Here is a 13880-nt window from a genome sequence, read left to right as displayed (position 1 = left end):
AATTTTTTATAAAATATTTTTTTTTGTCCAATTCATTAAATTAGATTTTATTATATATAATAAACTTATTAACATTATAAATATATAAATTATTATTTGTATAAATCCTATCCAACCTACTTCTTTTATTGAAACTGTCCAAATATATAAATAAAGAGATTCAACATCAAAAATAACAAAAAAAATAGCTATTAAATAAAATTTAATTGAAAATTTTAAACAAATATGATCTGCTGAACTTATTCCAGATTCAAATGGAATATTTTTTGATATAGATTCAGATTTTCCACCTAAAAAATAACTTATTAATATCATAATTATAGATATAAAAAATGTACCTAAAGAAAAAAATATAAAAGATAAAAGTTGATTAGATATAAGCATATAAGTTATTATTTATAATATTTTAAATATATTTAAAAAAATTTTTAAAAAAAATAAATAAAATTTTTAAAAAAAATTATTTATTATTTAATTTATATATATTATATCTTTTATTTAAAAAAAAAGAAATAAAATATAAATTTTTATTAAAAACATATATATTAATTATATATATTTTAATAATTAAAATTTTTTTAAAATTTAAAATATTTATTTAAATAAATAAAATTATTTAAATAAAATTTATTAATTAATTTTTTATATATTAATATATAAAAGTTATATATATTATATAAACTAATAAATTTTATTTAATATATTTAAAAATATATATAAATTTTATATATAAAAATATATTATTTTTTAAATATTTTAATAGTATACATATATAATGTAATGGTATAATAATAAAATAATAAATTTTTTAAAAAATTTTATTATATTATTTATATTTAGTTTAATTTTTTATTTATTTATTAATAATAAAAATATATAAAATTTTTTAAATACCCCTTGAAGCAAATATAATTTGCCCCAATCTTTTAATTGTAAGTAAAGATATATAATATATAAATTTAAAATTTTTAAATTTTTTATAAAACAATAAATAAACTTTCTAATAGGAGAGTTATAAATGAAAATTCGTCCATTACATGATCGCTTGATTGTAAAACGTCAAGAAATTGAATCAAAATCAGCAGGCGGAATTGTTTTAACTGGATCTGCAGCTGGTAAATCAACTAGAGGAAAAGTTTTAGCAATTGGAAAAGGTCGTATATTAAAAAATGGTCAAGTCAAATCTTTAGATGTAAAAATTGGCGATACTATTATCTTTAATGATGGATATAATATAAAATCAGAAAAAATCGATAACGAAGAAATTTTAATAATGTCTGAAAGTGATGTTTTAGCAATTATTGAAAAATAATCGGCGCTTAACTAACTGAACTAAAGGATACATTATATGGCAGCTAAAGACGTAAAATTTGGTAATGATGCTCGTATAAAAATGCTACGTGGTGTAAATATACTAGCTGATGCAGTAAAAGTTACTTTAGGTCCAAAAGGAAGAAATGTTGTATTAGATAAATCTTTTGGAGCTCCAGCTATAACTAAAGACGGAGTATCTGTTGCACGAGAAATTGAACTTGAAGATAAGTTTGAAAATATGGGTGCACAAATGGTTAAAGAAGTAGCATCTAAAGCAAATGATTCTGCTGGAGATGGAACAACTACAGCTACTGTTTTAGCTCATTCTATAGTAAAAGAAGGATTAAAAGCAGTTGCAGCTGGAATGAATCCAATGGATTTAAAACGTGGTATTGATAAAGCAGTAATTGCTGCAGTAAAAGAACTTAAAAATATTTCTGTTCCATGTTCTGATTCAAAATCTATTGCTCAAGTTGGAACTATTTCTGCAAATGCAGACGCAACTGTAGGAAAATTAATAGCACAAGCAATGGAAAAAGTAGGAAAAGAAGGAGTTATTACTGTTGAAGAAGGATCTGGGTTACAAGATGAATTAGATGTTGTTGAAGGAATGCAATTTGATCGCGGATATCTTTCTCCTTATTTTATAAATAAACCAGAAACTGGAACAGTAGAACTTGATAATCCATTAATTTTATTAGTAGATAAAAAAATCTCTAATATAAGAGAAATGTTACCAATTTTAGAATCTGTTGCTAAATCTAGTAAACCTTTATTAATTATAGCAGAAGATGTAGAAGGAGAAGCACTAGCAACTATGGTTGTTAATACAATGAGAGGAATTGTTAAAGTAGCTGCAGTTAAAGCTCCAGGATTTGGTGATAGAAGAAAAGCTATGTTAGAAGATATAGCTATATTAACTAATGGAACAGTTATAGCTGAAGAAGTTGGTCTTGATTTAGAAAAAACAACAATAGAAGAACTTGGACAAGCAAAACGTATTTTAATAACTAAAGATACCACAACAATTATAGATGGTATTGGTAAAAAATCAGATATTAATAATAGAGTTGTTCAAATTAATCAACAAAAAGATGAAGCAACTTCAGATTATGATAAAGAAAAATTACAAGAAAGAGTAGCTAAATTAGCTGGTGGTGTTGCAGTTATAAAAGTAGGAGCAGCAACTGAAGTAGAAATGAAAGAAAAAAAAGCTAGAGTAGAAGATGCTTTACATGCTACTCGTGCAGCAGTAGAAGAAGGAGTAGTAGCTGGTGGTGGAGTAGCGTTAATTCGTGTAGCTAATAAAATTGAAAGCTTACGAGGAGAAAATGAAGACCAAAATGTTGGAATTAAAGTTGCAAGAAGAGCAATGGAAGCACCTTTAAGACAAATAGTAGAAAATTCTGGAGAAGAACCTTCAGTTATAACCAATAAAGTTAAAGCAAGTAAAGGAAATATTGGATATAATGCAGCTACAGAAGAATATGGAAATATGATTGATTTTGGTATACTTGATCCTACTAAAGTTACAAGATTAGCTTTACAATATGCATCATCTATTGCTGGTTTAATGGTTACAACAGAATGTATGATAACTGAACTTCCTAATAAAGAAGATAAATCTGATTTAGGTGGAACTGGTGGATCTGGTGGAATGGGTGGAATGGGTGGAATGAATGGAATGATGTAAAATTTTTTATATAAAATTAAAAAATTTTATTATATTTTTATATATAAAAACCCGGAAAAATTTCCGGGTTTTTTTATATAAATTTTATTTATAATTTTTATGGAGCTGGCGGGATTTGAACCCGCGTCCAAAATTTCTATTTCTATAAATCTACATGTTTAGTACAATCTTTTATATTTCAATTAATATGTGGAAAGACACACAAAAAATAATCTAACTTTTTAAGTTTTAAACGTTTTTATAAAAAAGTAAAATTTTAAAACGTTTTTCTTTAATTATAACCTCTATATTTCTTAATTTAAAGAAAAATTATGAAAAGAGGGAATCTTCAGTTTTTACTGATTTAAGCTGCCATTGCAACAGATTCGTACTTCAATTTATTTGCAATTATTTTTTAAGGTTTTTTACGAGTCCAACCTTACCTCGACATGCATTATAGATTTTGTAAATTTAGTCGAATCCATAATCAGCCCCAAATTTATTATTAATATTTTTATAAAAAATTATTTTTATTTTTTAATATACGTTTTTTTTCTATTTTCCAATCTTTATTTTTAATAGACATACGTTTATCATATTGTTTTTTACCTTTTACAACTGCAATTTTTAATTTAATCCAACATTTTTTCCAATATAATTCTAGTGCAATAATAGTTTTTTTTTTAATATTTATTTGATTTTTTAAAAATATTAATTCACTTTTATTTAATAAAATTTTTCTAGTACGAATATAATCGTATTCTTTTAAATTAAAATGATTTATTAATGGATTAAAATTTGCTCCTAATAAAAAAGCTTCATTATTTTTAATAGAAATATAACTATTTTTAATATCAACTCTATTTGCTCTTGAAGATTTTACTTCCCATCCTTTAAGTAATAATCCAGATTCTATTTTTTTTTCAATAAAATATTTATAATAAGCACTTTTATTTTTAGTAATACTTTTATTATTCATTTAATTTTTAAGAAATTTCTTATATAAGAAATTTAAATTAATTTTTAAAATTTTATAAAAAATATTAATTTTTTATAAAATATATTATATTTTTTATTTATATAAAAAAGTTAAAATAATTTAATTTATAAAATATTTTTTTGAATAATTTTAAAATAATTTTAATTAAAAATCAAATAAAATTATTAATTAAAAATTTATTTTTTTTAAAATTTAAAATATAAATATTTTATATTATTAATAATAAAAATTAAATAATTAATTTATTTATAATTTTTTTAGAAAAAAATATATAAAGATATATATTTTATATAATAAATATTAATCAATATTAATTATATTAATATTATAAAAATTTTTTTTAATATTTTCTAATTTTTCATTTCTAATAATTATAGATAAATCTCCAGTAAATAAATATTTTTCTTTTTTTAAAAAAAATAAAGATTTATTTAAAGATTTAAGATCATTTATTTTTTTATTAAAAAAAATTGGAATAACTCCACGATATAATGTAATTATATTTAATAAATATTTATTATTTGATAATACAAATATAGGTATATTTAATGAAATATTAGATATTATACGTATAATTTTTTTTGATGATACTGTTATAATAATTGAAGAAATTTTATTTAAATAATTTGTAGTATATGCAATAGATAAAATAAAAATTTTTTGAAAATCTTTAATATTTTTTTTTAAACAATTTTTAAATTTATTTTTGTATATTTTTTCTGATCCTTTACATATATTAGACATTGCACGAACTGTTTCAACTGGATATTTACCACTTGCAGTTTCTGCTGATAACATAACTGCATCACTACCATCTAATACTGCATTAGATATATCCATTACTTCTGCTCTTGTTGGTATTGGGTTTTTTATCATAGATTCCATCATTTGTGTAGCAGTAATTACAATTTTATTGTATTTTTTTGCACGAAAAATTATTTCTTTTTGTACTCTTGCTAATTCTGAATCTCCTATTTCTATAGCTAAATCTCCTCTTGCTACCATAATTACATCCGATGATGATATTATATCATCCATAGATTTTTTTGAAGAAACAGCTTCTGCTCTTTCTATTTTAGCAATAATTTTAGCATTACTTCCTGCTTTATATAATAATTTTTTAGCATATTTAATATCATCTCCAGTTCTTGGAAAAGATATTGCTAAATAATCTACTTTAATTTTAGCTGCTAATAAAATATCTTTTTTATCTTTTTTAGTAAGAGATTTTGCAGATAATCCACCTCCTAATTTATTAATTCCTTTATTATCAGAAATCTCTCCTCCTACAATTACTTTAGTAACTATATATTTTTTATTTGTTTTTAAAGTTTTTAATTGAATTTTTCCATCATCTAATAATAATATATCTCCAGGTAATATATCATTTGGAAGATTTTTATAATCAATTCCTACAATTTTTTCAGTTCCTTTTTTAGGTTTTATTCTAGAATCTAAAATAAATTTTTTTCCAGATATTAAAAAAATTTTTTTTTTATAAAAAGTAGATAATCTAATTTTAGGTCCTTGAAGGTCTCCTATAATTGAAATATATTTTTTTAATTTTTTAGCAATAAATCTAACTTTTTTTGCTCTTAAAATATGATCTTTATAATTTCCATGTGAAAAATTAAGTCTAACAGCATTAATTCCAGAAATAATAATCTTTTCTAAATTATTTTTTTTATCACTAGATGGTCCTAATGTAGCAATAATTTTAGTTTTTCTAATTTCTTTTTTCATAATTAACTCTATTAATTTATAAAAATTATTAAATTTAATTTTTATATAAAAAAATAATTTTTAAAAAATATTAAAATTTTATAATAAATACATATTAAATTATTTATATTAAAATTTTTATTAAAATAATTTTTTTAAAATATATATTTTTTTATTTTTAAAAAATTAAAAAATTATTTTTTATTTTTAATAATTTTAGTATATTTTTTTTAAAAATTATATTATTATTTTTTAAATAAAATTTTATATTAAATTTTTAATTTATTTAATTTTTTAATAAATAATTTATAAAAAATTTTTATAAATATATATATTTATATATAAAATATATAAATTAATAATTAATTAAAATATATATAATTTAATTAAAATTAATTAATATTTTTTTAAATAAAAAATTAAAAATTTTAAATATAAAAATATTAATTTATAAAAAATTAAAATTTTTTATTAATTAATATAAATTTATTTTATATATCAATAATATTTATATTAAATATTTTAATTATTTTATAAAAATTTAAAAAAAAATAATTATATGTTTTAATTTTTAATAAATAAATTAATTTTTAAAAAAATATTAAATATATACTTAAATTTATTATTAATAATAATAAAATATTGTAATAATGTTTTTTAAAAAAATTTTTAATAAAATTTAATTTTTGTATATTTAATTAATTTACAAAATTTAATTATAAATAATTAATAAAATTAATATAATATAAAAATATTTTAATAAATAAAATTTTTATTTTTATAAATTTTTTAAAAAAATTAAAATATTTTATATTTTATATATAGAATATAAATAAAATTTAAATATATATAAATAATATAATTATTTAGTTATTTTTTAATTAAAATATTTAAATTATTTTAAAATATTTTTTAAAGAAAATTAATTATTTAATTAAGTTTAACATATTTAAAAAAAATATTTTTAATATTTACTATTATTTTTAACATTGGAGACAAAATTAAATATGGAAATTTTTTTTACTATTTTACTTCTTACTTTAATGGTATCTCTTTCTGGTGTGATAACTCGTATATTACCTTTTCAGATTCCATTACCTCTTATGCAAATTTTTTTAGGTGCTCTTTTAGCATGGCCTCATTTTGGATTACATATTAATTTTAATCCAGAATTATTTCTTGTATTATTTATTCCTCCATTACTTTTTTCTGATGGATGGAAAACCCCTATTAAAGAATTTTTAAAAAATAGTAAAGAAATTATATCATTAGCATTTATATTAGTTGTAATAACAGTTATGGGAATTGGTTATTTAATATATTGGATGATTCCTAATATTACACTTGTTTCTGCATTATCTTTAGCAGCTGTTTTATCACCTACTGATGCTGTAGCATTATCTGGAATTGTAAATGAAGAAAGAATTCCTAAAAAAATTATAGATATCTTACAAGGAGAAGCATTAATGAATGATGCTTCTGGTTTAGTTTTCCTTAAATTAGCTATTGCAGGTGCTATGGGTACTATGAAATTTAATATTAGTAGCATATTTTTAGAATTTTTAAAAATATCTATAGGTGGATTACTTACTGGGATTATTGTAACTTGGGGTTATAGTAAATCTTTAAGAATTATTACAAGATGGAGTGGTGATGATTCGGCTACTCAAACAATATTATTATTATTATTACCATTTGCTGCATATTTAATAGCAGAACATATTGGTGTTTCTGGAATATTAGCTGCAGTATCATCAGGAATGACTATTGGACAGTCTAATATTATACGAAATGCTCCTTTATCAATGAGATTACGTGGAAATAGTATATGGACAATGTTAGAATTTATTTTTAATGGAATGGTTTTTATTATGTTAGGATTACAATTACCTGATATTATTTCTTCTTCCATTATTAAAGCTGAATTAGATCCAACAATTAATATTTGGAAATTATTTACTGATGTAATAATAATTTATATAGCTTTAATGACTTTAAGATTTTCATGGTTATGGTTAATGAAAAAAATTAGTTTAAAATTTATGAAAAAAAGATCTATGTTATTTGGAGAATATACAACAAAAGAAATATTAATAGCATCATTTGCTGGTATAAGAGGAGCTATTACTCTTGCTGGTGTTTTGTCTATACCAATGTTTTTAAAACATAATCCATTTCCATCAAGATATCAATTAGTTTTTATTGCTACTGGTGTAATACTTTTATCTTTAATTATTGGTATAATTTTTTTACCACTTTTACTTAAAGGAATTATTATTTCTGATAGATATTTTTATCAGAAAGAAGAAATAATGGCTAAAGCAATTGCAGCAGAAGCGGCTATTGAAAGTTTATATAAAACAGAAGAAAGATTAGCAAACAATTCTAAAGAAAATATAGATACACAAATTTTAAATGAAATAATATCTCTAGTAATTTGTAATTTAAGACGTCGTATTGATAGATATAATAATTTAGAAAATACTTTATCAATAGAAAATCTTGAAAGAAGAATAAGACTTAATGCTTTACATGCAGAGAGAAGTGAATATTATCATTTACGTGCTCAACAAAAAATTAGTAATGAAACATTAATAAAATTATTAAGAGATTTAGATTTTTTAGAAGCTTTATTAGTTGAAAATAATAATTAAATTTAAATTATTTATATAAAATTTTTATTAATTCTCTCAATTAAACCACTTTTTCTATTTACATTATTTTTTAATATATAATCTAAAATATTATCATTTCCATATAAAAAAAAACATTTACAAGTACGTGTAATAGCAGTATATAGTAATTCTCTTGTTAATATAGGTAATTTTAAATTAGGAAGAACTAAAGAAGTTTTTAAAAATTCTGATCCTTGAGCTTTATGAACTGTTATAGCAAAAGCAGTTTCATAAGATGGTAATTTATTTAAAGATATTTTATAAATTTTATTATCAAATTTTTGAAAAAAAGCATAAAAATTATTTTTTTTATAATCAAAAAGAAAAATTCCTATATCACCATTATATAATCCTAAAGATTCAGAATTTTTTGTAATCATTATAGGTTTTCCTATATAAAATTTTTTTGTATTAATATTAGAAATATTTAATATTTTATTTTTTATTAATTGATATTCTATTATTTTATTAAGTCCTTCTACACCAAATGGTCCCTTTCTTAGGGTACATAATAATCTATATTTATTAAATGTTTTTAAAATAGATTCTGGAGATTCATTGTTAATTATTTTTAATAAATATAATTTATAATATTTTATGCAATTTTTTATCATAAAAAAATAATCTTTTTTTGTTATTAAATTATAATAAAAAATATTTTTATTTTTTTTTGATTTAAGAATTTTTAATGATTTTTTTAAAAAACCCAAATTAATAGAATTAGATAATTTATTAATATTTGAATTTTTTTTAAAACGATAATTTGTTTTTAACATACAAAAATTATCATATATTCCTTTTTTTTGTAAAACATTAACTTTTTTAAAAATATTAATTCCAGTAAATTTTAATATTTCATTTATTCTAAATTTAGAATATCCTATATTAGATAACTTGCATATATCATTAAAAATAGATCCAGATTCTATTGGAGATAATTGATATTGATCTCCAATAAAAATAATTAATGCATTTTTAGGACATGCTATAATTATATTATAGAACATATGTAAATCTATCATAGATGATTCATCAATAATTAAAACATCTAAATTTAATTTATTAAAATTATTATAAAACATTTTTTTATTATTTTTTGTAGATCCAAGTAAACGATGAAGTGTAGTAGATTTTATAGATATATTTTTTAAAAAATTAGAATATTTTTTATTTTTTTTAATTGATAAATTTAATGTATGATGAAGATTTGCAGATGCTTTTCCAGTAGGAGCAGATACAATAATTTTAAGAAATAATTTTTTTTTAAGAAAAATTAAAGAAAGAATAAATTTTGAAATTATAAAAGTTTTACCTGTACCAGGTTTTCCAGATAAAATAGTTACTTTACGAGTTAATAAAATTAATATAGCTATTTTTTGCCAATTAATTTCTTTTAAATTTTTATAAGGAAATAATTTATTTAAGATTATTATTAAATTTTTTTTATTATATTTAAAACAATATTTATATGAATTTATAAAAAAATCAGCAATTATACATTCATATTTCCACATTCTATATAAATATAATTTATTATTATCTAATATAACAGGTCTTACATATTTACCATTACTTATAGCTGGTTCTTTTAATAAAAATAATTTCCATTTTTTTTTATTAGGATTTTTAAATAAATTCCATATTTTTTTTGCTAAAAATGGATATTTTTTATTAAAAAATTTTTTTGGATTATTTAAATATGATATAGATAAACATATATTTCCTTCTCTAAAAGAAGCACTTAAAGAAGAATAAGCAAAAAAAGACATAGGATTATGATTTTTTTCTAAAAACATAGCAAATTGTATATCTACTTGAGTCCAAATTCCTAAAACTTTTAATTCTTTAGCATAATCATAAATATTTTTAGTCATAAATATTACTTTTAAAATAATTAAATATTAATTTTTATTAAAAATTTATAAAACAAAATATATTTTTTTAAAAAATTATTTTATAAATAAATCATTTAATTCTTGAATAAGTAAAAAATTTGGACAATGAAAATAAACAGAATATTTAGAATATTTTGTATTTATTCCTCTTAAAAAAATATAAATAATTCCTCCAAAATTTTTTTTATAATTATAGTTTTTTAATTTATTAGATAAATATTTATGTAAAACTAATGTATATATATTATATTGTATATCATATCTATGTGAAATTATTGATTTTTTTATATTTTTTATAGAATAATATTTATCTTTATTTCCTAACCAATTAGATTTATAATCTATAATATAATATTTATTTTCTAACAAAAAAACTAAATCAATAAATCCTTTAAATATTCCTGTTATTTTAAATGAATCAATAAGTAAACTTTTTGAAGAAATTTTATCATATTTTTTACAAATTAAATCAATTGATTTAGTTTCTATATAATTATTTATAGGTAAATAAAAATTTAATTCAGAAATATATTGTTTATCTTTAAGACAAGAAAGAGAAAAATTATTAATAATAGGAAAATTAATAATATTTTTAATCCATTTAATAAGTAATTTTTCCCATATTATATTAAAATTATTTTCTATAATTTTTTTATTTAACCATTTCTTATCAAAAGTTTTTTGAAAATTAATTTTTTCAAGAATATTATGTAAAAAAATTCCTGCATGTTTTCCTTTAGGAAAGGTATGTACTGAAATTTTATTATCATTTTTTTTAATTTTTTTAAAATTATTATTAATATTTATTTTAAAATTTTTAATATCATTTTTTAATGAAATATTATTTTTTTGTAATGTTGAATAACTAATTATTTTATATTTTTTCCAATTTGGTTTTATCCATTGTTTAGAATAAAATAATTTATGATTATTTTTTTTTTCTATTTTTAAAATATTTTTTTTAATATTATTAACTTTTTTTACAATTATATTATTTTTTGTTTTTTTTTGTAAAATTAATAATTGATTATAAAGATAATCATAAACATTTTTTTTATTTTTTTTTAAAATATATCCTAATGCACTTACATTAAAAATATCATTATTAATTATTTTTTTTTTATTTTTAATAGTAGCAATTCCAATACTGCAATGATAAATTGATCTTGTAATAGCTACATATAATAAACGCATATCTTCAGATAATCTTTCTTCTTCTGAAGAAATTAAATTTTTTGAAAAATAATTTAAATTTAATTGTTTTTTATATTTTTTACGATTATAAAAAATAAGATTATTTTTTTTTCTAAAATCAAAAGCAAATGGTATAAATACTATTGGAAATTCTAATCCTTTAGATTTATGTATAGTCATAATTTTTATTAAATTTTTATCATTACTTAATCTTATTTTTTCATGATCTTCTGGATTATCAGAAATTTTTATTTTTTCATAAAACCAATCAATTAATAAAGATTTATTTTCTAATAAAAATGATTTTTTTTGTAATAATTCAGATAAATGTAAAAAATTAGTTATTTTTTGTTTATTATTTTTAATATAAATATTTAACATATTATATTTTGTTATTATATTCTTTATCATAGATAAAATTCCATAATTTTTCCAAATATTATAATATTTGGAAAAATTTTCTTTTATCTTTTCTAATTCATATTCATTATTATTAATGTTTTCTATTTGAGCTGAATTTAATCCAATAATACTTGTTGCACATGCACATTTAATATTATTATTTTTTTCAGGTGATATAGATGCTTTAAGAATTAAAAGTAATTCTTTTGCTTCATCAGTACTAAAAACACTTGTATTATCAGATAAATAAATAGATGGTATATTTAACTCTAATAATTCATTATAAATTAAATTAGCTTCATATTTATTTCTAACTAATACAGTAATATCAGATGATTTTAATAAAACAATTTTATTATTTTTTTTAAAAAATGCTTGATTATTATAAGATTTATTTAACCATAAATTTATAGTATATGCACAATGAGAAGACATAAATTTTTTATAATTTGTATTAGATATTTTAAATTCATTTTTTAACCAAAAATATATTGATGGTTGAGCAACATTTTTTATATAAAAATTCATATTTATATTTTTTTTAGAAAATTTACTTGGAATAAATTTAATATCTTCAAAAATAAAAGGATTTTTAATAAAATTAAATAAATAATTTATAGAACTTATCATTGTAGATGAAGATCTCCAATTTTTTTCTAAAGTATAAATTTTTTTAAATGTATTACGAATTTTTAAATAATTAAATATATCTGCTCCTCTAAATGTATATATTGCTTGTTTAGGATCTCCTATAAGTAAAAGTAAACAATTTTTTTTATTAAAATATATTTTCTTAAAAATTTTATATTGTTTGGGGTCCGTATCTTGAAATTCATCAATAATAGCAATAGGATAACGATTTATTATAGAATTTATTAAATTAATATTTAATAATTTATTAAAAATATCAAGTAAATCATCAAATCCAATAATTGAATTATTTTTTTTTTCACATAAAATAATTTTACGTATTTTATATATTGCTTTTATAATAATAAAATTATATAAAGACATATTTTTTTTAAATAAATTTTCTATTTCTTTTATAAGTTTTTTAAAAAAAATATTATTTGATTTATTTTTTATTTTTAATTTATTAAAATTAAATCTTTTTAGTTCTTTTGGAATATAATAATTATTATTTTTATCCATAGACCATAAGCTAATTTTTTTTATCCAAAATAAAACATTTTTTTTAGTATAAATTCTTTTATTTAATTCACAATCTTTTAAAGAATTTTGGATATTTTCATTTAATTTATTCCATTTTTTTTTAAATTTTTTAATTTTAAATACAATTTTATTATAAAATGTAGTAATTGATTGTTTTTTAAAAAAAGATTTTTTTATTTTTAATGAAAAATCTGATATATATAAAAATATATCTTGTAAAAGTTTTTCTGGACTATTCCATCTACTATAAATAATAGAAGATATTTCTGTTGTTAAATTAGAAAAATAACGACGCCAAAAATCTTCACTTGCTTGTTTTTGTAAAATATATTCATTTTCTAAAATCTTTTTTTTATATAAAATTCCAGAATAAATTATATCTTGATTTAATATTCTTTGACAAAAACTATGTATAGTAAAAATAGAAGATTCATCTATTTGTCTTTCTGCAGATAATAAAATAATTTTTGCAATATTTAAATCTTTTATATGAGATAAAAAAGATGATAATAATGGATCATTACTTTTTTTATTTATACATGCTATACGCATATTATATATATTTTCACGAATTCTATTACGTAATTCTTTTGTAGCCATATCAGTAAATGTTACAACTAAAATTTCTTTTACACTTAATGGTTTTACATATTCTTTTTTTTTTATATTAATTCCTAGTAATAATCTTAAATAAAGAGCTGCTATAATATAAGTTTTTCCAGTACCAGCAGAAGCTTCTATTAAAGAATTTCCTGTAATTGGAAAATTTATTATGTCTAATAAAGTAGAATTTTTCATATTTAATTAATTAAATTTTTTAATAAAATTTATAT

The 13880-nt window shown here is 18.3% G+C and carries 8 protein-coding genes and 1 other RNA gene; 3 read left to right on the top strand and 6 right to left on the bottom strand.

Translation table 11 applies throughout. The features are described 5' to 3' along the window. Positions 1–6: 6 nt before the first annotated feature. Positions 7–384: an NADH-quinone oxidoreductase subunit A gene (gene ndhC, locus AB4W47_RS00295; RefSeq protein WP_367670654.1), complete on the bottom strand. Its 378-nt coding sequence runs from the start codon at positions 382–384 to the stop codon at positions 7–9. Positions 385–1018: 634 nt separating this feature from the next. Between ndhC and AB4W47_RS00290 the strand changes: the two genes are divergently transcribed. Further along, the gene (locus AB4W47_RS00290; RefSeq protein WP_367670653.1) at positions 1019–1312 is read left to right on the top strand and encodes a co-chaperone GroES; all 294 of its coding nucleotides are present in this window, start codon (positions 1019–1021) and stop codon (positions 1310–1312) included. 36 nt (positions 1313–1348) lie between these two features. Then, positions 1349–3007 (top strand): chaperonin GroEL, encoded by a 1659-nt coding sequence (gene groL, locus AB4W47_RS00285; RefSeq protein ID WP_367670652.1) that lies wholly within the window; start codon positions 1349–1351, stop codon positions 3005–3007. Between the two features lie 97 nt (positions 3008–3104). On the opposite strand, the gene ssrA is transcribed toward groL, so the two are convergent. The 3 genes from ssrA to pyk form a co-directional block, all read right to left on the bottom strand. Next, positions 3105–3481, bottom strand: a transfer-messenger RNA (tmRNA) gene (gene ssrA, locus AB4W47_RS00280). A 19-nt stretch (positions 3482–3500) separates the two neighbouring features. Beyond that, on the bottom strand, positions 3501–3965 hold the full coding sequence (gene smpB / locus AB4W47_RS00275; protein ID WP_367670651.1) for an SsrA-binding protein SmpB: 465 nt from the start codon (positions 3963–3965) through the stop codon (positions 3501–3503). Positions 3966–4286: 321 nt separating this feature from the next. Next, positions 4287–5729, bottom strand: a complete 1443-nt coding sequence (gene pyk, locus AB4W47_RS00270) for a pyruvate kinase (protein ID WP_367670650.1) — start codon at positions 5727–5729, stop codon at positions 4287–4289. A 986-nt stretch (positions 5730–6715) separates the two neighbouring features. Here pyk and AB4W47_RS00265 point away from each other — a divergent pair. After that, positions 6716–8362, top strand: coding sequence for a Na+/H+ antiporter (locus tag AB4W47_RS00265; protein ID WP_367670649.1), 1647 nt, complete (start codon positions 6716–6718; stop codon positions 8360–8362). 11 nt (positions 8363–8373) lie between these two features. Here AB4W47_RS00265 and recD read toward each other — a convergent pair whose 3' ends face one another. Then, positions 8374–10257, bottom strand: a complete 1884-nt coding sequence (recD, locus tag AB4W47_RS00260; RefSeq protein ID WP_367670648.1) for an exodeoxyribonuclease V subunit alpha — start codon at positions 10255–10257, stop codon at positions 8374–8376. Positions 10258–10332: 75 nt separating this feature from the next. After that, on the bottom strand, positions 10333–13845 hold the full coding sequence (gene recB, locus AB4W47_RS00255) for an exodeoxyribonuclease V subunit beta (RefSeq protein ID WP_367670647.1): 3513 nt from the start codon (positions 13843–13845) through the stop codon (positions 10333–10335). Positions 13846–13880 lie beyond the last annotated feature (35 nt).

Origin of the sequence: Sodalis-like secondary symbiont of Drepanosiphum platanoidis (assembly GCF_964059955.1) — a bacterium.
Taxonomy (GTDB): domain Bacteria; phylum Pseudomonadota; class Gammaproteobacteria; order Enterobacterales; family Enterobacteriaceae.
Note: the sequence above shows the minus strand (reverse complement) of the source record. Positions and strands in the feature narration are given on the sequence as shown.

Bases quoted from the DNA above. Each gene is read 5' to 3' on its own strand.
- ndhC (WP_367670654.1), bottom strand. From the start codon at position 384: ATGCTTATATCTAATCAACTTTTATCTTTTATATTTTTTTCTTTAGGT.
- AB4W47_RS00290 (WP_367670653.1), top strand. From the start codon at position 1,019: ATGAAAATTCGTCCATTACATGATCGCTTGATTGTAAAACGTCAAGAA.
- groL (WP_367670652.1), top strand. From the start codon at position 1,349: ATGGCAGCTAAAGACGTAAAATTTGGTAATGATGCTCGTATAAAAATG.
- smpB (WP_367670651.1), bottom strand. From the start codon at position 3,965: ATGAATAATAAAAGTATTACTAAAAATAAAAGTGCTTATTATAAATAT.
- pyk (WP_367670650.1), bottom strand. From the start codon at position 5,729: ATGAAAAAAGAAATTAGAAAAACTAAAATTATTGCTACATTAGGACCA.
- AB4W47_RS00265 (WP_367670649.1), top strand. From the start codon at position 6,716: ATGGAAATTTTTTTTACTATTTTACTTCTTACTTTAATGGTATCTCTT.
- recD (WP_367670648.1), bottom strand. From the start codon at position 10,257: ATGACTAAAAATATTTATGATTATGCTAAAGAATTAAAAGTTTTAGGA.
- recB (WP_367670647.1), bottom strand. From the start codon at position 13,845: ATGAAAAATTCTACTTTATTAGACATAATAAATTTTCCAATTACAGGA.